At 74.9% G+C, this 22,789-nt stretch carries 3 protein-coding genes (2 of these 3 only partly in view); all 3 read left to right on the forward strand.

The genetic code is table 11. The features are described 5' to 3' along the window. Tightly spaced (each overlapping or abutting the next), the 3 genes in view from GWK25_RS18625 to GWK25_RS18635 form a layout consistent with a single transcriptional unit that may run on beyond the window. Window positions 1–1,646 carry the end of a non-ribosomal peptide synthetase gene (locus GWK25_RS18625; protein ID WP_215451702.1) on the forward strand. It extends 2,974 nt beyond the left edge of the window, so the window shows 1,646 of its 4,620 coding nt (coding positions 2,975–4,620); the start codon falls outside the window, past its left edge; its stop codon occupies window positions 1,644–1,646. Further along, window positions 1,646–21,355 (forward strand): SDR family NAD(P)-dependent oxidoreductase, encoded by a 19,710-nt coding sequence (locus tag GWK25_RS18630; protein ID WP_215451703.1) that lies wholly within the window; start codon window positions 1,646–1,648, stop codon window positions 21,353–21,355. The genes GWK25_RS18625 and GWK25_RS18630 overlap by 1 nt, the downstream gene beginning before the upstream one ends. Continuing rightward, window positions 21,352–22,789: the 5' portion of an SDR family NAD(P)-dependent oxidoreductase gene (locus tag GWK25_RS18635; protein WP_215451707.1), read on the forward strand. 5,597 nt of this gene lie beyond the right edge of the window; only the first 1,438 of its 7,035 coding nucleotides appear in the window; its start codon is at window positions 21,352–21,354; its stop codon lies off the right edge, out of view. The genes GWK25_RS18630 and GWK25_RS18635 overlap by 4 nt, the downstream gene beginning before the upstream one ends.

The raw sequence follows: 22,789 nt of genomic DNA on the forward strand, positions 1-22,789 counted from the left end.
GCCTCTTCGGCCACGCCGAGCGGCCCGCCGAACCGGCCCCGCCGAAGCCGTCCACGGTTGACGGCGGCCTCCTGGCACGGCTGCGGGAAGCGACGGCCGCCGTCGCCGGACGCGGCGCCGAGGACATCCCCGTCGACCGGCCGCTGGGCGAGGCCGGCTTCGACTCCATCGGCTTCACCCGGCTGGCGGTGGCCCTGCGGGAGCGGTTCGGCATCACGGTGCGGCCCACCGTCTTCTACGCCCACCCGGACCTCACCTCCCTCGCCGCCTTCCTGGCCGAGACGCACCCCGGGGTGGGCGCCACCCCCGCGCGGGTGTCCGCAGCACGGGTCGCCGGACCGGCTCCCGACGCCGAGCGCGGCTACCCGCCGGTGGCGGTCGTCGGGATCGGCGGACGGCTGCCCGCCTCGGCCACCCTGGACGAGTTCTGGGACCACCTCGCCGCCGGACGCGATCTGACCCGGCCGTATCCGATGGAGCGGGGTTTCTCCGAGCGAATCTTCCCGGAGAGCTTCCGGGGTTCCTTCGTCGACGACGTGGACGCGTTCGACGCGCCGCTGTTCCGCATCTCCCCCCGTGAGGCGGCGCAGATGGACCCGCAGCAGCGGCTGCTGCTGCACGCCGCGCACGAGGCCGTGCTGGACTCCGGCCAGGTCCCCGCCGCGCTCGCCGGGAGCCGCACCGGGGTCTTCGTCGGACTCAGCGGCGCCGACTACCTGAGCCTGCTCGGACCCGGGTCCCCCGAGATGGGCGACCACTTCCTGCTCGGCAACGTCGCCTCGATCGCCGCCAACCGGATCTCCTACCTGTTCGACCTGCACGGTCCCAGCGCCGTCTTCGACACGGCCTGCTCCAGCTCCCTGGTCGCCGTCCACCGCGCGGTGCGCGCCCTGCACCTCGGAGACTGCGACCTGGCCCTGGCCGGCGGCGCGAACCTGCTGCTGTCGCCGCACGGTTTCACCGGACTGCGCCGCGCCGGGATGCTCAGCCCGGACGGCCGCTGCAAGACGTTCGACCAGCGCGCGGACGGTTACGGCCGGGGCGAGGGTGTGGTGCTCCTGGCGCTCAAGCTGCTCGACCGGGCGCTGGCCGACGGCGATCCGGTGCACGGCGTGCTGATCGGCTCGGCCGAGAACCACGGCGGACACACCCATTCGCTCACCGTGCCCAACCCGCAGGCGCAGCGCGAGGTCGTGCTCGCCGCACACCGGGCCGCGGCGGTGCCGCCGGACACCATCGGCTACATCGAGGCGCACGGCACCGGCACCCCGCTCGGCGACCCGATCGAGATCGACGCCCTCAAGGGGGCGTTCGACCGGCTGTACGCCGACTGGGGGATGCCGATCGTCCCGGAAAGGACCGGTATCGGGTCGGTCAAGACGAACATCGGCCATCTGGAGGCCGCCGCCGGCGTCGCCGGCATCGTCAAGGTCCTGCTGGCGATGCGTCACCGCACGCTCCCCGGGCTCGTGGACCTGCGGGTGCCCAACCCGATGATCGACCTCGGCGGCAGTCCCTTCCGGCTCCAGGCCGAGGCACAGACATGGCAGACACCCGACGGCACGCCGGCCCGAGTCGGCGTCAGCTCGTTCGGCATGGGAGGCAGCAACGTGCACGTGGTCGTCGAAGAGGCGGGGAAGCGTTGATGGACAGCATCACCGAGGACGGCGCCGGTCGACTGATCGTGCTGTCGGCCGACGGCCGCGAGCAGTTGGACCGGTACCGGGTGGAGCTGGCGGGGTGGCTCGACGCCCACCCGACCGCCTCCCTCGACAGCGTCACGCACACGCTGCGGGTCGGCCGGGAACCGCTGCGGGAGCGGTTCGCCGTCGTCGTGGCGAGCGTCGCGGAACTCGCGGCGCGGCTGCGCGACGGTGAGGGCGCCGTGACCGGCACCGCGCCGGGCGACGCCGCAGGCGCCCACAGCGGCGACGGCGCCGCCGGCACCGACGACCTGGGGCTGGCCGCCCGCCTGTGGGTCGCGGGCCAGGACGTCGTCTGGCCAGAGCCGCCCGGCGGCCGCCCGGCCCGGCTGTCCCTGCCCCACCCGCCCCGGTCGACCCGCCGCTACTGGATCAGCCCGCCCGCCGCCCTGTCCACCGCCCCGGCCGACCCGCCCGGCGTCCCGACAGGCGCCCTGGCCGCCCCGTCCGGCGTTCCGGCTGCTTCGTCCGGCGCCCTGGCCGCCCCGTCCGGCGTCCCCGCCGCCCCGCCCGGGGCCCCCGCCGAACGGCTGCTGACCGGCGCGGAGTTCTACCTGCGTGACCATGCCCTGGGCGCGGTGAAGATCCTGCCCGCCGTGGCGGCGCTGGAGTTCGCGGTCGCCGCCGCCGCGCGGCTCGGGCACGGCCGCGCGACCGGCGTCGAGAACGTCCTGTGGGCTCGCCCCGTGCTCGTCGAGGACGAGCCGGTACGCCTGCTCCTGAGCCTGCGACCGGGCCCCGACGGCGTGTCCTACGAGGTACGGCAGGACCACGGCACCGCGGCGGGCGCGCTCTGCTCCACCGGGACGCTCCGCTTCGACCCCCCTCCCGCGGCACCCCACCTCGACCTGGACGCCGTGCGGGACCGGCTTCCACGCACGGCGTCCGCCGACGAGTGCTACGGGGTCTTCGCCGCGCTCGGCGGCGGCTACGGCCCGAGCCTGCGAGGCCTGCTGTCGGTGCGCTCCACACCCGGCGAGGCACTCGCCCACGTCGCGGTGCCGGCCGCCGCGGACCTCCCCTTCAACGACTTCACCCTGCACCCGTCCCTTCTCGACGCGATGCTGCAGGTCTGCCTGTGGACCGACGAGGATCCGTCGGCCCCCCGCCCCCGGCGGCTGCCGTTCTCGGTGGACGCGGTCGACATCCTCGGCCCGATGCCCGAGCAGGGCCACGTGCACGCCGTCGCCACCGCCACGGGCCACGACGTGGCACTCGCGGACGACCAGGGACGTGTGCGCGTGCGGCTGCGCGGTGTCGTCACCCGTCCGGTCGACGGTGCCGCGGGACTCGACGGGGCCGTCGCCACGCACCTGTTCGCCCAGCGCTGGCACGCGGCCCCGGCGCCCGTGGACGGCCGGGCGACGACGCCGCACGTCGTGCTGCTCGGCGGCGGAACGCTCCCCGGTGCCGAACCGGCCACCGAGGACACCGTCTTCCCGTGCCGCGAGGAACTCCTCGTCGTCCGCGCCGTGGACGGCGACCCGCTGCCCGGACTGCTGCGGCTGTTCCGTGCCTGGACGGAGCAGCCGGCCCGGCGGCCGGTCAGGGTGCTGCACGTGTTCCGCCCGAGCGGCGGGCCCGAGGACGCGCGGACGTACGCCCTGGACGGATTCGCCCGCGCGCTCGCCCACGAACACCCGGACTTCCGCGTCGCGGTGGTCGACGCGGGCCCGGCCGACCTCGCCGACATCGTCGAGGCCGAGGCGCGAGGCGCGCACGAGTTCCGGGTCCGGTACACCGCCGACGGCCGGCAGGCGCCCCGGTGGGAGAGCGTCGAGCCGGACGCGGCCCCCCTCGCCCCGCGCGGCACCGTCCTGGTCACCGGCGGCACCGGCGCCCTCGGCCGGCACCTCGTCACGCACCTGGGGGGCACCGCGCGCTACGTCCTGACCGGCCGCTCCGCGCAGGCAGACCTCGCCGACCTGCGCGGGGCGGGCCTCGATGCGCACTACCTGCCGGCCGACCTCGGCGCCCCCGGGGCCGCCGCCGACCTCGTGGAGCGTGTCCACACGACGTTCGGGCCGATCCACGGTGTGCTGCACCTCGCCGGGGTCACCCGCGACGCCCTGCTCATCCACAAGACCGACGAGGACAGCGCTGCCGTCCTGGGGCCCAAGGTGCGCGGGACCCTCGACCTCGACCGGGCCACCGCCGGCGATCCGCTCGACTTCTTCGTCACCTTCTCCTCCATGTCCGGTGCCGCAGGCAGCCCCGCACAGACCGACTACGCCTACGCCAATCGCTTTCTCGACGCCTTCACGGCATGGCGGCGCGGCAGCGACCGGCCGGGCCGCAGCCTCTCCGTGCTGTGGTCGCTGTGGGCCGACGGCGGCATACGCGTCGACGCCGACGACGCCACCGCGGCCCGGATGGCCCGCCAGGTCGGGTTGGTGGCCCTGCCGACCGACGCGGCCCTGGCCGCCTTCGACCGGGCGCTGGGGCACGACGGCGACCACGTCCTCGTGGCGCACGGCGATCTCGCCCGCCTGCAGGAGGTGCTCGACGCGCCGGCACCGGAGCCGACCGCCCGTCCCACGCCGGTGAGCGCACGGCCGCACACCGCGACCGCGGCCGAGGACCTGCTGCGTGACGTCCTCGCCGAGGTGCTGGAGTTCCCGCCGGAGGAGATCGGCGCGGACACCGCCTTCGAGCAGTTCGGCATCGACTCGTTGCTGATCATGGACCTGACCCGCCGGCTGGAGGAGCACTTCGGGTCGCTGCCGAAGACGCTCTTCTTCGAGTACCAGAACCTGCGCTCCCTCGCGGAATGGTTCACCGAGCAGCACGGCACCCGGATCGCGGAGCTGAGGCCGACGGCCGTTTCCCCAGCCCCCGCCGCCGACACCGCCGTACCCATCGACAACGCCGCGCCCACCGACGACGCCGCACCCGTGGGCTCCGCCGTGCCCACCGCCTCCGCCCCGGCGGTACGTCAGGGCAGTGCGGCGCCCCCCGCCGCGGCCGGGCCCGTGCCCATCGCCATCGTGGGGATCGCCGCCCGGTTCGCCGAGTCGGACACGCCGGAGGAGTTCTGGGCCCATCTGAGGGCGGGCCGGGACCTGGTCACCGAGATTCCGGCGGACCGGTGGGACTGGCGTGCCTACGACCGTGCCACCCCGGCGGACCGGGCCGCCCGCTACAGCCGGTGGGGGAGCTTCCTGCGCGGTGTCGACCGGTTCGATCCGCTCTTCTTCGGGGTGTCGCCCCGCGAGGCGCAGATCATCGACCCGCAGGAACGGCTGTTCCTGCAGACCGCCTGGCACGCCCTGGAGAACGCCGGACACACCCGCGCGGACCTCGCCTCCCGACGCGTCGGTGTGTACGTGGGGGCGATGTACGGGCTGTACCAGCTCCACGAGGCCGAGGACGGCCGGATCGGTGCCTCCTCGCACGCGTCGATCGCCAACCGCGTCTCCTACACCCTGGGCCTGACCGGCCCCAGCCTGGGCGTGGACACGATGTGCTCCTCCTCGCTGACCGCCATCCACCTGGCCGTGCGCGACCTGCGGTCCGGCGACGCCGACCTCGCCGTCGCGGGCGGGGTCAACCTGCACGTCCACCCGTACAAGTACCGCTTCCTCGGCCAGGGCGGCTTCACCTCCAGCGACGGCAGATGCCGCAGCTTCGGCGCGGACGGCGACGGCTACGTCCCCGGAGAGGGCGTCGGGGCGGTCCTGCTCAGGCCACTGCCGGACGCGGTCCGCGACGGCGACCACATCCACGGCGTCATCCTCGCCTCCGGCGTCAACCACGGCGGGCGGACCAACGGCTTCACCGTGCCCAGCCCCGTGGCCCAGGGCGACCTCGTCGCGCGGGCGCTGCGGGAGGCCGGCGTCGACCCGGCCTCGCTCGGCTACCTGGAGGCGCACGGCACCGGCACCGCCCTCGGCGACCCGGTGGAGATCCGCGGCCTCGCGCGGGCCCTGGACCGGGCGGGCCTGCCGGAGCGGAGCCTGCCGATCGGGTCCGTGAAGTCCAACATCGGCCACCTGGAGTCCGCCTCCGGCATGGCAGGGCTGTGCAAGGTGCTGCTGCAGATGCGGCACGGCGAACTCGTGCCCTCCCTCCACGCCGACCCGCCGAACCCGAACATCGACTTCGACTCGACCCCGCTGCGCGTGCAGCGCGACCTCTCCCCGTGGCCGCGCACCGGTGACACCCCCCGGCGCGCCGGTATCAGCTCCTTCGGTGCCGGCGGAGCCAACGCCCACCTCGTCGTCGAGGAGTACCTCGCGCGGCCGTCGCCCCGGAACGAGGACGAGGACGAGGCCGGGCCGTGGCTGTTCCCGCTGTCCGCCCGGACACCCGAGCGTCTGACGGCGCTCGCCGCCCGGCTCGCGGACGCACTGGGCGGCGGTGAGCGGCACCGCCTGGCGGATGTGGCGTTCACCCTCCAGCGGGGGCGCGAGGAGTGGGCGGACCGGATGGTCGTCCTGGCCTCCACCGTCACCGAACTCGTCACCCGGCTGCGGGGAAAGGACCCGGACGGGGTCTGGACCGGCAGCGTGCGCGGCCGCGCCCCGTCCCGGGCGACGGTGCCGGCGAGCGGCGACCCCGAGCACCTCGCCGCCGCCTGGGTGGCCGGGAACGCGGTCGACTGGCCGGCCGGCGGCGGGCGGCGGACGCCGCTGCCCGGATATCCCTTCGAGGAACTGCGCTGCTGGCTGACGGACACCATCTGGTCGCCGCCCCAGGGCAGCACGCCGGAGCCGGCGCACCCCCTCCTGGACGCGATCGATCCGGCCGACAGCCTGGACGGACTCACCCACCGGACGACGTTCGGCCCCGAACACCCCCTCATCGAGGGGCACCGGGTCGGCGACACCCGCCTGTTGCCCGCCGCGGCCGTCCTGGAGATGGCCCGTGCCGCGGCCGAGGCCGCGGGAGCCGGACAGCGCGTCCGGCTCTCGGGCGTGCGGTGGCTGCGCCCCTTCGTGGTGACCGACACCGAGCGTCCGACCAGGACGCGGCTGCGTAGCGGCGACACCGGCCTGGTGTTCGACCTGCGGGACGGCGACGGCGCCCTGCTCGCCGAGGGCCGCGTCGAAGCCCTGACCGCGCCGACCGCGCCGACCGCGCCGACCGAACCGACCGCGTCTGCCGCGCCGGCCGCGGACACGTTGGACATCGACGCCGTCCGGGGCCGCATGACCAGTCGTCACGAGGGAGCCGACCTCTACGCCGACCTCGCGGCTGCGGGACTCGTCTACGGCCCCGTCCTGCGGGCCGTCGAGTGGGTCGCCGCCGGCGACGGTGAGGCCCTGGCGCGGCTGCGGATCCCGGCCGAGGCCGCCCGCTTCGCCGACTGCGCCCTGCACCCCTCGGTCGTCGACGGAGCCCTGCACGCGTTCGCGGTCCTGCGTGACCGCACCGCCGGTCCCGCCATGGTGCCCTTCGCCCTCGGCGCCGCCGAGGTGCACGGCCCGGTGACGGACCTCGGCTACGCGCACGTACGGACGGTCGGCGCCGACCGCTACGACCTGACCCTGACCGACGCCACCGGAGGCGTTCGCGTACGGCTCCGCGACCTGTCCCTGCGTCCCGCCCCCGGCCGCGTCGCGGCCCCGCCGCCCGCGGCCTCCGCGGCACCGGCCGAGCCCCGGGCGGCGCTGCCGGGCACCGGCGCGGACCTCCCGGGGAGCACGGTGGTGTCGGCGGACCACCTGATGTACGTTCCGCGCTGGTCCGCGCTGCCCCTGCGGCCCTCGCCGCCCGCCGACGGCAGGCGGCCCTCGCCGCCCGCCGACGGCACCGTCTGGCTCGTGCGGTCCCCGGAGTCCGCCCGCCTCGCCGGCGTCCTGAAGGAGCGTCTGGGCGGCACCGTCGTCGAGCTCGACCCCGACCGGATCGCCACCGCGACCGGCCGACCCGGCCACGTCGTCCTGCTGGCCCCCGGTGCCGGTGCCCGGACCGACGACGTCGACGCGCTGGAAGCGGCCCAGGACCGGGGCGTCCTGTCCCTGTTCCGGCTCGCCAAGACACTGCAGCGGCTCGGCTCCGCCGTCCGGCTCACCGTTGTCACCGAGGACGCCCTCACCACGTCCGGGGAACCGGTCGGCAACCCGTACGCGGCGAGCCTGCACGGACTCGCCCTGTCGCTGGCCCGGGAACACCCCCGGTGGCGGGTGGCCGTCGTCGACCGGACCCGCGCCGACGAGCCGTCCGCCGACGTGCTCGACGTCCCGGACGGCGGCCCGTACGCACTGCGCGGCGGAGTGCTCCACACCCGCAGGCTGGTCCCGGTCGAGGCGACGCCGCCGCGTGAACGCTTCCGGCACGGTGGCGTCTACCTGATCCTCGGCGGAGCCGGAGGCATCGGCCTGGAACTGACCGAATGGCTGGTGCGCACCTACCGGGCGAAGGTCGTGCTGCTGGGCCGCAGCGAGTTGGACGCCGTGCGGCGCGACCGGCTGCGTCGCGTCGACCCCGACGGCACCCATGTCTCCTACCACAGGGCCGACGCCACGGATCCCACCGCGCTGCGCGAGGCGGTCTCCCGCACCCGGGCCGCCCACGGTGCGCTGCACGGGGTCTTCCACGCCACGATCGTCCTGCGGGATCGGACGGTCGCCACCATGACGGAGGAGACCTTCCGCGCGGTCCTCGACGCCAAGACCCGCACCTCCGTCGCTCTGCACGCCGCGCTCGGCGGCCTGACGGACCTGGACTTCGTCCTGTTCCTCTCTTCCGCGGTGGCCCTCTCCGGCAGCGCCGGCCAGGGCAACTACGCCGCCGGATCGACCTTCCAGGACGCCTTCGCCCATCACCTCGACGGGCTGCTGGACGCCCGGGTCGCCGTGATCAACTGGGGTTACTGGGGGACCGTCGGCATCGTCGCCGACGAACGCCACCGCAGCCGGCTCGCGGCCACCGGAATCCACTCGATCACCCCGCAGGAGGGGATGGCGGCCGTGCACGCCGTGCTGGGCCGCCCGGACCGGCAGGTCGTCGTGGTCAAGGCGGACGCCTCCGCGCTGGCCGCCGTCGGCGTGGAGCCGTCCCCGGCCGTCCCGGCGGACGGCTCGGGGACCACCGGCCGCGGGACGCCCCCGGACGACCCGTCCCTGGTGCCCGCCCTGGCGCAACTGCCTCCGGTCGCCCGGCTGCTGACCGAGGCGGACGACACCCGCCTCACCGAGATCATGTGCGGCTGGCTCTGGACGCTCTTCCGGCAGGAGGGCGTGTTCCTCACGCCGGCCGAGCGGTGGACCACCGAGGCGCTCGCGGACCGGCTGGGTGTCGTCCCCGCGTACGGCAGGCTCTTCGCCGAACTGCTGCGGCAGCTGACCGCCGCCGGCTTTCTCGACGAGCGCGACGGGCACCTCGTCCCCGCCGGACGCCCGTCCGCCGAGGATCCCGAGGGCGACCTGGTCGCCCTGTGCGAGCGGCGACCGGCCCTGAACCGCTTCGACCGTCTGCTGGTCCCGTGCATGCGCAACCTGTTCGGCGTGGTGCGGGGCGATGTCCGCGCCACCGACCTGATGTTCCCGGGCGGATCGACCGCCCTGGTGGAGGGCGCCTACCGGGGCAGCCCGGTCGTCGACCGTGCCAACGACCTCGTCACCGGCGCGGTGATGGACCACCTCGACCGTCACGAGGGTCCGGTCACCGTCGTCGAGATCGGGGCGGGCACCGGTGGCACCACCGCGAGCCTGCTCCCGGCGCTGGCCTCCACGGGCACGGACGTGACCTACGTGTACACCGACGTCTCCCGCGCCTTCCTGCAACACGGCCGGGAACGCTTCGCCGCCGCACACCCGTTCGTCCGGTTCGAGCAGCTCGACATCTCGCGCGACCCGGCGACGCAGGGCTTCCGGCCCGGCAGCGCCGACCTGGTCGTGGCTGCCAACGTGCTGCACGCGACCGCCGATCTGCTCGACACCCTGCGGGCCGTGGCCCGCCTCCTCAGGCCCGGCGGGCGGCTGGTGCTCAACGAGGCCAGCGGCAACGTCCTGACCGCCACCCTCACCTTCGGCCTGCTCGACGGATGGTGGCTGCACCGGGACGCCGAGCTGCGCCTGCCCGGTTCGCCCCTGCTCTCCGCCCCCGGCTGGCGCCGGGCCCTCGCGCTCGCCGGGTTCGCCCGCAGCCGCGCCCTGCCGGCCGACGAGGGAATGACCCAGCACGTGGTCGTCGCCGAGACGACCCCGCAGACCGCCCGGGAAGCCGTGCCGGAACCAGCCCAGCGGCAGCCGACGCACGCGGCACGACCCCCGGTGACGGCGGACGACGACACCGACGCGCTCGCCGAGGCCGCCCGGGAGTACGTCAAGGACGCCTTCGAACAGATCCTCCAGGTCCCGCGCGACCGGCTCTGGCTCGACGAGACCTACGAGAACTTCGGCATCGACTCGCTGACCGTGCCCCGCATCGTCGACCTGCTGTCCGAGCGCATGGGAGAGTTGCCCGCGTCCCTGCTGTTCGAGTACCCGACGATCCGCGAGGTCGCCGACCACCTGACCGAGCACCACGCCGACCAGGTACGGCGACTCCTGCCGGAGGCACCCGCCCCGGCGCCGCAGCCGACCGCGCGGGCCGCGGAGCATGCGACCGGGCATGCGACCGAGCGGAGGCCGGCGCAGCACCCCGCGGTGGACCACCGCATCGCCGTCATCGGCCTCGCCGGCCGTTATCCCCTCGCCGACGACCCCGAGGCGTTCTGGGCGAACCTGCGTGCCGGCCGGGACTGCGTACGCGAGGTGCCGGCCGACCGGTGGGACCATCGCGCGCAGACCGCCGCGGACGGACAGCGGGTCAGCCGCTGGGGCGGCTTCCTCGACGGCATCGACGAGTTCGACCCGCGGTTCTTCCAGATGTCGATGCGGGAGGCCGAGCTGACCGACCCGCAGGAACGGCTGTTCCTGCAGACCTCCTGGCACGCGGTGGAGGACGCGGGCTACACCCGCGCCCGCCTGCGCGACAGCCGAGTCGGCGTGTACGTGGGCGTCATGTACGGGCACTACCAGCTCTTCGAGGACGAGCGGGGCCTCGCCGGAGGCATGGGATACGCCTCCATCGCCAACCGGGTGTCGTACTTCTTCGACTTCCACGGCCCGAGCCTGGCTGTCGACACGATGTGCTCGTCCTCGCTGACGGCCCTGCACCTGGCCTGCGAGGCCCTGACCGCCGGACAGGCCGACTACGCGCTCGCCGGCGGTGTCAACCTCGCCCCGCACCCGCGCAAGTACCGCCAGCTCGCGGCCGGCGGCTTCACCGGGGAGAGCGGGCGGTGCCGCAGCTTCGCGGCCGGCGGCGACGGCATGGTGCCCGGTGAGGGAGTCGGCGCCGTCCTGCTCAAGCCGCTCGCGGCGGCCGAGCGCGACGGCGACCGCATCCTCGGTGTGATCCTCGGCAGCGCCGTCAACCACGGTGGCAAGACGGGCGGGTTCGCGGTGCCGAGCCCCGCCGCCCAGAGCGAGGTCGTGGCGCAGGCGCTGCACACGGCCGACGTGGCCCCGGCGAGCATCTCCTACGTGGAGGCGCACGGCACCGGAACCGCACTCGGCGACCCGGCCGAAGTCGCCGGTCTGGTCCGGGCGTTCGGTGACCTGCCGGCCGGATCGGTCGCCCTCGGCTCGGTGAAGTCCTCCGCCGGCCACCTGGAGTCGGCAGCCGGCATCGCCGCCCTCACCAAGGTCCTGCTGCAGATGCGGGCCCGCGAACTGGCGCCGTCCCTGCACGCGGACACCCTCAACCCCGCCGTCGACTGGAGCACCGTACCGTTCCGCGTCCAGCGGGAACTCGCGCCGTGGACGGGCGCCGAGCCGCTGCGCGCGGGCATCAGCGCCTTCGGCGCCGGCGGTTCCAACGCCCACCTCGTGGTCGAGGAGTACCGGCAGGCCCCGCGGCCCGCGACCGCGGCGGGACCGGCCGTCTTCCCCTTCTCCGCACGGGACGCGCAGGCGCTGCGCCGTGTCGTCGCACAGATGCTGGACAGGCTGAGGCCGGCCGGCACCGGCACCGGCCCGGAGGACCTCGCCGCCGCGGTCGGCGTCCCCGTCACGGCGGTGGACGAGCCGCTCGACGAACTGGGTCTGGACCCCGCCACGATCGTCCGGCTCATCGGCCTCGGCGATCCGGTGCGGCCCGGCGCCGTGCACGGCGGCACGACCCTGCGCGAACTGGCGGCCCGCACCCCCGGCGCCCCGGACATCGACCTCGGACGGCTGGCGTACACGCTGCAGACCGGCCGCGAGGCGATGGCCCACCGGTACGCCGTCGTCGCCCGGTCGGTCAGTGAACTCACCGGCGCGCTCGCGGACTTCCTCGCGGGCCGGCCCAGCGGGTTCAGCGGCGTCGTGACCACGGAGCCCGGTGCGGCCACGGCGCCCCCCGCGACCGATCCCGACGACGTGGCGCGTCGCTGGGTCGCCGGCGCGGTCTGGGACTGGGCGGCCGCCCACCCGGGCCCCGTGCGTCCGCTGCCCCTGCCGGGATACCCCTTCGCCCGGACCCGCTGCTGGATCGACGCCGTCGCCCCCGCGGGCCCGTCGACCGGGCCGGCCCGTCCACGGGGCTCCGGCGTGCTGGACGGGGTCCTACGGCTCCTGGGCACGGTCAGCGGCTACCCGGTGACCGACCTCGACCCGGCGGCCTCCTTCCAGGAGCACGGCCTGGACTCGCTGAGCCTGATCCGTCTCGCCGACGACATCTCCCACACCCTCGGCGTGCCCCTGGGCCCCGACCAACTGCTCGCCACCCCCACCCCGAAGGCACTCGCCGACTGGCTGGAACACGAGCATCCGGAGGCTGTGGTCCCGTCCGCCGCCCTGGCACCGGCCGGGCAACCGGACGTCGTCACCTCGTCCTCGCACCCGGACTCGGAACCCGACTCGGAACCGGGCCCTGACCTGGATCCGGACCGGGTCCCTGACCGGGCCCCGGTCCCGGTCCGGCCGGACGAGCGGCATGCCGACGACCCGGTCGTGATCGTCGGTATGGCCGGGACCCTCCCCGGCGCGAGGGACCTGGACGAGTTCTGGGCCCGCCTGCAGGAAGGCGGTGACCTGTTCACGGAAGTACCCGCGGACCGCTGGGACAGCCGGGCGCACTACGGCGACCCGGCGCGCCACCCCGACCGGACCCGGATCACCCGCGGCGGCTTCATGCCGGACATCGACCGGTTCGACCCGCTGTTCTTCGGCATCTCCCCGCGCGAGGCCCGCTGGATGGACCCCCGCCAGCGGCTCATGCTGCGCACGGTGTGGACCGCGCTGGAGGACGCCGGCATCGACCCCGCCCGCCTCGCCGGAACCGACACAGCTCTGTTCGTCGGCGTCGGCTCCTCGGAGTACGCCGAGCTGGTGCAGCGCACCGGCACCGCCACCGACGCGTACTCCTCGACCGGCCTGACCCCGTCCATGCTCGCCAACCGCATCTCCTACCACCTCGACCTGCGCGGCCCCAGCGAACCCGTCGACACCGCCTGCTCCAGTTCGCTCGTGGCCCTGCACCGCGCGGCGGAGGCCCTGCGCCTCGGCCACTGCGACACGGCCCTCGCGGGCGGCGTCAGCCTCATGCTGTCGCCGGTGACCTTCGCCTCCCTCGAACGGGCGGGGATGCTCAGCCCGGACGGTGTGGGCCGGGCCTTCGACAAGGACGCCAAGGGATATGTGCGCGGCGAGGGCGTCGGCGCCGTCGTGCTCAGACGGCTCAGCCGCGCCCGTGCCGACGGTAACCCGGTCCTCGCCGTCCTGCGCGGCACCGCCGTCAACCACGGCGGACGTTCCGGTTCGCTGACGGCGCCCAACCCGCGCGCCCAGGCGGAGGTCGTCGTACGGGCCCACCGCGAGGCGGGCGTGGACCCGGCGACCATCGGCTACATCGAGACCCACGGCACCGGGACGGTCATCGGCGACCCCGCCGAGACCAACGGCCTGCGCCAGGCGTTCGCCGAGCTGTACCGCGCGTGGGGCCACACTGCCCCGGCCGCACCGCACTGCGCCCTGGGCGCGCTGAAGAACACCATCGGCCACCTCGAACCCGCGGCGGGCATCGCGGCGGTGCTGCGCGTGCTGCTGTCGATGAGGCACGGGCGGATCACCGGCGACCCGCACGGTCCGGAGCTCAACCCCCACCTCGCCCTGGAGGGCACGGCGTTCGAGGTCGCGGCAGGCGGCCGCGACTGGGCACCCCACGCACCCGGCGTGCCGCGCCGCGCCGGGGTGAGCTCGTTCGGCTACGGCGGGGTCAACGCCCACGTCGTGCTGGAGGAGTACCCGGCCGACGAGCCGGTGTCGTCGCTCGGCGGCCCGGACGTCCTCCCGCTCTCCGCCCGCGACCCGGAGCGGCTGCGCGCCTACGCCCAAGCTCTGTTCGACAGCCGGGACTCCTGGGCGCACGACCTCGCCGGTACGGCGCACACCCTCCAGACCGGCCGCGGCGAACACGCCGAACGCCTCGCGTTCGTCGCCGAGTCGGGAGAGCACGCGGTGGCCACCCTCCGGCGCTTCCTCGACGCGGACACCTCCGGCATCCACCTCGGACACGTCGACCGGCACGCCGACCGGACACCGTACGACGGGCACGACGACGACAAGACCGCCGCCGCCTGGGTCCGCGGCGCGACGATCGACTGGGCCGCCCGCCGGACCCGCCCACCGAAGCGGCGGTCCCTGCCGACCTACCCCTTCGCCGCCGAGCGGTACTGGTTCACCGATGCCCCTTCCGAGCCTCCGGCGCCACCGGGACCTGCCACCGGCGACGCCCCACCTGTCAGCCTCTTCACGGCCGGTTGGCTGCCCGAACCCGTGCCGCCCCCGGCGCCGTTCACCGGCCGGGTACTGGTCTTCGGCGATCTGCCCGTGCCCGGAGCCGTCCATGTGCGGGCCGGCTCCGCGTACCTCGACCATGGCGCCTCGGTCACGATCCGCCCCGGCGAACCCGACGACTACGCACGGCTGCTCGCCACCCCGGCGGACCGGATCGTGCACCAGTGGCCCCTGCTCGAACCGGACCGCGCGGATCTCGGCATCGAGTCCGCCTACCTCCTCGTGCGGGCCATGACCGCCTCCCGTGCCGCGTCCCGCATCCAGGTCCTGGTGCCCGACGGGGCCATGGCGGAGGCCTGGGGCGGGTTCGACACCTCGCTGCGCGCCGCGCTGCCCGGCACGGCCTTCGGCGTCGTCCGCGTCACCGGCCAGGTCGAACAGGCCGCCCTGCTCTCCGAGGTGACGGCCGAACGGCTCTCCGCGAGCTCGGTCCGGCTCACGGCCGACGGCCGCAGCGTGCGCGTACTGTCGCAAGCCGCCGCTCGGCCCGTCCTCCCGTCGCCGCTGCGTGCGGACGGCGTTTACCTGGTGACCGGCGGCGCCGGCGGCCTCGGGCTGCTGCTCGCCCGCGCGTTGCTGGCGCGGGGGGCCCGAGTGGCCCTCACCGGCCGGTCGCCCGCCACGGACCGCGCCCGGGATCTCGCCGGGCTGCGCGCGCTCGGCGACGTGGAGTACTTCCAGGCGTCCGTGGACGACAGCGCCGCCATGCGACGGGTGGTGACGGCCGTCAAGGACAGGTGGGGCGCGCTGCACGGCCTCTTCCACCTCGCCGCGACCGCCTCCCGAACGCCGCTGCCGGGCAAGGACCTCGCGGAGTTCCGTGCCCACCTGCGGGCGCGCGTCGAGGGCAGCCGTGTCCTCGACGAGGTGACCCGCGACGAACCGCTGGAACTGTTCGTCCTGTACTCGTCCCTGGCCGGTTGGCTCGGCGACTACGGCCTCGTGGACTACGCGGTCGGCGCCCGCTACCTCGACGGCTTCGCCGAGGAACGCGAGACGCTGCGCGCGGCCGGCCACCGCAGCGGCCGCACGGTCTCGGTCGACTGGCCGATGTGGCGAGCCGGAGGCATGCACGTGGACGCCGAGGACGAGCACCGCTACCTCGCCGGCACCGGCTTCCGCTACCTGGAGGCCGACGAGGGCGAGCGGATGCTCGACCTCGTGCTGCGCCTGGGGCGCCCGCAGGTCGCCGTGCTGCCGGGGGAGCCGGCGCGTATGCGTGAGCTGGTCGACGCGATGCGGATCCGGGAGCCCGTCCGCCCGCCCCTCCCGGCGACGCCACCCGCTGCCGGGCCGTCGGCCGTCATCGAACTGACCGGCCGGCTCCGGACGTTGATCGCGGAGCTCGTCGGCCTGGCGCCCGAGGCACTCGACCCGGAGGCAGGGTTCGGTGAATACGGCCTGGACTCCTTCGGGCTCCAGTCCCTGTCCGTGCGTCTGGAGGAGTGCCACGGCGTGACGGTGCCGACGACGACGCTGTTCGGCGCCAACACGATCGACAAACTCGCCCACCACCTCTTGGCCGAGCATCCGGCCTTGCTGGAGCCGGAGCCGAGGATGGCGACGGAGCCGGGGCTGAGGCCGGAGCCAAGGACGGAAACGGAGCCAGAGCCGAGGACGGAGCCAGAGCCAGAGCCAGAGCCGGAGCCGAGGACGGCACCGGCCACGGGACCCGACACACCGGCCACGGGACCCGAAGCACCGGCCACTGGCCCCGACGCGCCGCAGATCACCGCACCGCCCCCGGCCTCCCGTACCCACGGCGCGCCCGCCACGGCTAGCGCCGCACCGCTCCTCGACGGTGCCGTCGCCGTGATCGGCATGGCCGGGCGGTTCCCGGGTTCGCCGGACCTGGAGTCGTTCTGGCGCAACCTCGCCGACGGACGGGACCTGATCACCGAGACCCCCTCCGACCGGTGGGACTGGCAGGAGGTGGCCCGCCGCTTCGGAGGCACCGCCCGGTGGGGCGGCTTCCTGACCGACGTCGACCGCTTCGACGCCCGCTTCTTCAGGATCTCGCCCGCCGAGGCCGAGGTGACGGACCCGCAGCACCGTCTGTTCCTGGAGCAGACGTGGGCGGCGCTGGAGGACGCCGGCTGCCGGGCCGACCGGCTCGCCGGCCGCCGCGTCGGCGTGTTCGCCGGCGTGCAGTTCAACGACTACGAGGCGATGGTCCTGCGCGGCGAGCGGACCAACCCCCACTCCGGCACCGGGCTGGCCCGGACCATGCTGGCCAACCGCGTCTCGTACCTCCTGGACCTCAGGGGCCCCAGCGAGAGCATCGACACCGCCTGCTCCAGCTCCCTGGTGGCACTGCACCGCGCCGTGCGCGCACTGCGCACGGGAGAGAGCGAACTCGCCATCGCCGGCGGCGTGAGCCTGGTGCTGTCACCGCAGACCGTGGTCGCCGGCAACCAGCTCGGCGTGCTCTCCTCCGACGGCCGCTGCAAGGCGCTGGACGCCCGCGCCGACGGATACGTCAAGGGCGAGGGCGTCGGCGTCCTGGTGCTCAAGCCGCTCGCCCGCGCCCTCGCCGACGGCGACCGGGTGCACGCGGTGATCCGCGGCAGCGCGGTCAACCACGGCGGACACGCCTCCTCGCTGACCGCGCCCAACCCACTGGCCCAGGCCGACCTGCTGGTCGACGCGTACCACGACGCCGGGGTGCCGATCGAGACCGTCTCCTACACCGAACTGCACGGCACCGGCACCGCGCTCGGCGACCCGGTGGAGATCGACGGCCTGGTCCGCGCCCGGCGGACCCTGACCGCGGGCCCGGCGACCCCGTGCGGCATCGGCACCGTCAAGAGCAACATCGGCCACCTGGAACCCGCGGCGGGCATCGCCGGCGTGATCAAGGTGGTACTGGCCATGCGTCACCGCGCGCTGCCGCCCACCCTCCACCTGCACACGCTCAACCCGCTGATCGACCTCACCGGCACGCCGCTGCGGCCGGTACGCGAGACGACGCCGTGGGCACCCACCGACGCCGCCGGAGCCGCCCTGCCCCTGCGCGCCGGCGTCAGCTCCTTCGGCTTCGGCGGCGTCAACGCGCACGTGGTCCTCGAAGAGGCGCCCACCACGACACCGCCCATCCCGCCGCGGGGCGAGGAAGGCGAGGTGTTCGTGCTGTCCGCCCGGGACGAGGACGCGCTGCGCCGGTACGCCGCGTCGATGGTGGAGTTCCTCGACGCCGAAGCACCGCCGCTGTCCTCGGTCGCGTACACCTCCCAGGTCGGGCGTGTCCCGATGGCGGTACGGGTCGCCGTGGTCGCCGCGTCGACCACCGAGCTGCGCGCGCGGCTGGCGGCCTTCCTCGACGGCGAGCGCGCCCCTGGCGCCGCGCCCGGCGATCACACCTGGCTGACCGAGCCGGAGGGAGCGAGCTACCTGGCGCGGCTGGCCAGGGAGGGCAGGCTGGAGCGGATCGCACAGCTCTGGCAGGACGGCGCCGACCTCGACTGGAACGCGCTGCGCGCCGACCGGCCACCGCTCACGTCCCTGCCGACCTACCCCTTCGCTCGCGAGCGCCACTGGCTGCCCGACGGCCCGGGTACGGACGTGGCGCAGGACGCGCGGGAGTCCCAGCTGCTCCTGGTGAAGGACTGGGAGGCCGCGCCGCTGCCCCCGGCCGACCTGCCCGACGGTCTCCTGGTGCTGGTGAGCGCCGAGACCGAGCCGCTCGCCGCCACGGTGTTCGGCCCCGGGGCCACGGTGGTCCGGCTGGACGCCGACGACGAGACGGCCATCGCGCGGATCACCGGCGCCGCCGGGCGGGCGGCCGCCGTGATCGACATGGTGGACGTGTCGGAGGTTCCGCTCGCGACCGTGCGCGTCGACTGGCCCCGGGTCGAGCTGCTGCGCGACCTGGTCGCCGCCCACCGAACCGGGGGTTTCAGCTACCTGCACCTCACCCGCGGCCTGACGACGTTCCGAACCACGCGCCCGACGCTGCGCGGCGCGGCGTTCGCGGGCCTGGTGCGGATGCTCACCGCGGAGTACCGCGGCGTGTTCGCCCGCACCCTCGACCTCGACACCCTGGAGCCGGCCGCGGTGCGGGCGGCGGTCGCCGCCGAGCTCGCCGCGACCGACCCGGTGACCGAGGCCTGCGTCAGGGCCGGGGTACGGCATCGTCCGGTGCTGCGCCCGGCGGCCGGCCCGGCCCCGGCGTCCGCCGACTGGTCGGCGGACCTCGCCGGCCGCACGGTCGTGATCACCGGCGGGACGGGCGCGCTGGGCCGCATGGTCGCGGCCCGGCTCGTCGAGCGGGGCGCCGACCGGCTGCTCCTGCTCGGCCGCTCGCCCCTGCCCCCTCGGCACGAGTGGCCCGCCCTCGTCGCGGACCCCGCCACCGCCCCGGCCCTCGCGGCGCGGCTGCGCGACCTCACGGCGCTGGAACGCCCCGGGGTGCGGGTGTCGATCGAGAGCGGACCGCTGGAGCACATCGCCGAGACCCTCGACCGCGCACGGCGCGACCTCGGCCCGATCGCCGGGATCGTGCACTGCGCCGGGCTGGGCGTGATGCGCGACCCCGCCTTCGTCGGCAAGCGCATCGAGGACGTCCGGCGGGTCCTGGAGCCGAAGACGGCAGGACTCCAGGCCGTCCTGGACGCGTGCGCGGACGACCAGCTGCGATTCGTCGTGCTGTACTCCTCCGTCGCCGGCCAGGTGCCCGCCCTGGCCGTCGGCATGAGCGACTACGCGCTGGCCAATTCCGTGCTGGACCGGGTCGCCGAGTACCGGGCCGCCACCGGCGGACCCGTCGTCAGGTCGCTGCAGTGGCCGAGCTGGCGGTCGGACGGCATGCCCGAGGTCGACACCCCGGCGTACCGGGACCTCGGGCTGCGGACGCTGGACGCCGGGACGGCGCTGGCCCTGCTGGACCGGGCCATGAGTGAGCCCGACCCGGTCGTGCTGCCGTGCGCCGTCGACGCGAGGCGCTTCGACGCCACCCGGCTGCTCACGGTCCGCGCGCCCGAACGCCCGGCCGGCACCCCGGCGGGGCCCGCGCCCGGACCGGCCCCGCACGCCGCCTCGTCCGACGACGGCCTCGTCGCCCGGGTGACCGAGGTGATCGCCGCGACGCTCCGCCTGGACCCCGCGCGGATCGGACCGGACGAGGACTTCGCCGATCTGGGCGTGGACTCCATCATGGTCGCCCAGATCCTCGCCGGGCTGGAGCGCGAACTCGGCGTCGTGGCGGAGCCGTCCGCCGTCCTGGAGAACCCCACGGTCACGCTCCTCGCCCGAGTGCTGCGGGACCAGGTCACGCCCGCGCCGCGCTCGGCCCCGCCCGGCGTTCGGCCCCGGCCCGCCCCCGAGCCCGCCCCGGAGGACGCCACGGCCGCGGAGCCCACCGGAGCGTCCGGCCCGCCCGCCGAGGCCGCGACGCCCGTACCGGCATCGGCCGCACCGTCCGAGGCCGTGGCCGCCCGGAGGGACGACATCGCCGTCATCGGCATCGCCGCACACTTCCCCGGCGCACCCGATCACGCCGCGTTCTGGCGGAACCTGGTGTCCGGGACGGACTCGGTGACGGAGGTACCGGCGGCGAGGTGGGACCCCGACCGCTTCTGGCGGCCCGAACCGCAGCCCGGGACCACCGTCAGCAAGTGGGGTGGATTCCTCGACGGCATCGAGGACTTCGACCCCGAGCACTTCCGCCTCGACCCTGACGCCGCCTCGCACATCGACCCGCTGGTCCGGCAGGTCCTGGAGACCGGCGCCGAATGCCTGGCCGACGCCGGACTCGTCCCCGAGCAGGTCGCGGGCCGGCGCGTGGGCGTGTTCGCGGGTGCCCGTGCGGCCAACTTCGGTGCCCACCACGGCGAGGCCGGACCGCACTCGATCAGCGGCATGGCGCAGAACTTCATCGCCGCCCAGCTCTCCCACTACCTCGACCTCCGCGGCCCGGCCGTCGTCGTGGACACCGCCTGCTCCAGCGCTCTCGTCGCGGCGCACCTGGCCGCGCGGAGCCTGCGCTGCGGGGAGTCGGACCTGGCGTTCGCCGCAGGCGTCGAGATCCTCCTCGACGAGGTGCCGTTCGTCGGCATGAGCGGAGCGGGCGCGCTGTCGCCGACCGGCCGGTGCCACACCTTCGACGAGCGGGCCGACGGCATCGTCCTCGGCGAGGGCGCCGGCATGCTGCTGCTCAAGCGCCTGCCCGACGCGCTGCGCGACGGGGACCGCGTCTACGCGGTGATCGAGGGCAGCGCCGTCAACAACGACGGCCGCACCATGGGCATCACCACGCCGAACCCGCGCGCGCAGCGGGACGTGATCGAAGCCGCGTGGGCGGACGCCGGCGTGCGGCCGGAGCACATCGGCTACGTCGAGGCACACGGTACCGGCACCATGATCGGTGACCCGATGGAACTCAAGGCGCTCACGGACGCCTTCCGCGCCTCCACCGACGAGATCGGGTTCTGCGGCGTCGGCAGTGTGAAGACCAACATCGGGCACACGCTCAGCGCGGCCGGTATGGCGGGTCTGATCAAGGTCGTCCTGTCCGTCCACCGCGCCCAGCTGCCGCCGACCCTGCACTGCGCCACCCTCAACCGGCGCTTCCGGTTCGAGGAGTCCCCGCTGTTCCCCGTACGGGACCCGCGGCCTTTCACCGGCCGCGAGGGAACACGCCGGGGCGCCGTGAGCTCGTTCGGGTTCGGCGGCACCAACGCCCACATGGTGGTGCGTCAGGCCCCCGACGGCCATGTGCCCGTACGTGCACCGCTGGACCCGCCCCGCTACCGGCGGCGGCGGTTCTGGTTCGACACACCCGGACCCACGCCCGCCGAGGCGCTGCGGCCCGTGACGGCGGACTCCCCGCCCGACCTGTTCTTCGAGCTCGAGTTCTCGGCCGTGCCGGAAGGGGAGAAATGACAGCCTTGGATGGTCTGACCTGCACCGTGGTCGTGCGCGGGACCGACCCGGTGCTGAGCGACCATCGCGTGCACGGCACGCGCATCCTGCCCGGCGTGTCGTTCCTCGACATGATCTACCGGATCCTGCGCGCACGCGGCGTCGACACCACCCGGGTGGAGTTGCGCCGGGTGCTGTTCCGCAACCCGGTGGCAGCCGCGGCGGAGTTCGACACCGCGTTGCGGTTCGCCTTCACCGGGGACGGCGACGGCTACCACGTGTCGGTCACGGGCACCCGCCGTCCGTCCGGCGAGACCGAACCGGTCCTGGACTGCCGGCTGCTCCCGGACGTGCCCTTCCCGGCGGAGTCCACGGACCTGACCGCCCTGCGCGCACGAACACCGGACACCACGGACATGGCGGACCTGTACGCGACCGTGCGACGCACCGGTATCGAGCACGGGGACTTCATGCGCGCGCACGGCACGCTGCACGTCGGCGAGGCCGAACTGCTGGCGGACCTGTCCCTGGGCCCACAGGCCGCGCGGTACGCCGACTACTTCCACCTGCATCCGGCCGCCCTGGACTCCTCGACGCTGCTGCCGACCCGGTTCGCCACCGCCGGAGCCGCGGCGTCCGCGCGACCGTACATCCCCATGCTCATCGACTCGTTCCGGGCACGGGGGCCGGTCGGGGCACGGACCCTGGTGCACGCCACCCCGCCCCGTCCGGCCGGCCCGGACGGCGACCTGACGACATGCGACCTGCGCTTCCTCGACCCGCAGGGCGGCCTTTTGCTGTCCTTGCGGGGCCTGACGTCGAAGCGGGTACGCGACGAGGACGCCATCACCCGGCTGAACGGCGCCCCGCACCCTCGGGAGTCGGCCGAGACCGTGGTGCGCGGGCTGCTCGCCGGGCGCCTGGACCACCCGGAGTTCGACGAGACGGCCGGATTCTACGAACTCGGCCTGGACTCCACGGCCTTGCTGGGCATCGCCGCGGACCTGGAGCGGGCGTACGGTACCGACTTCTCGCCCACCCTGCTCTTCGAGCACAACACCTTCGCGTCGCTGGTCGACCATCTGCGCGGCCACCGGCTGCCTCCCGCCACGCCGTCCCCGAGCACGACGCGCGAGACGGCCGGAACGACAGCCACAACCACAGCGGCAGCCGGAGCCAGTGGCGGAACCGGTGGCGACGCCCGGGAGGAACCGCCCGCCGAGGTCGTTTGGTTCGAGCCGCACTGGCGTGCCGCGCCGCTGTCGCCGGCGCCGACACCGGCCTCCGTGCTGACCGTCGACACGTCGACCGCACACGACTGGCCGGCCCTGCTCGCGACGAGCGACGCCCGCGATGTGCTGTGGACCCCGGCCGACCCGGAGGACCTGGAGGCCGAGGCGGTGGCGCTCACCGGGTTCGCGGCGGCCGTGCTGCGCGCCCGCGCGAACGGGGTCC

Origin of the sequence: Streptomyces sp. ATCC 21386, from assembly GCF_018728545.1 — a bacterium.
Classification (GTDB): Bacteria; Actinomycetota; Actinomycetes; order Streptomycetales; family Streptomycetaceae; genus Streptomyces.

Excerpts from the sequence above, each read along its gene's own strand:
- GWK25_RS18630 (WP_215451703.1), top strand. The coding sequence starts at position 1,646 with ATGGACAGCATCACCGAGGACGGCGCCGGTCGACTGATCGTGCTGTCG.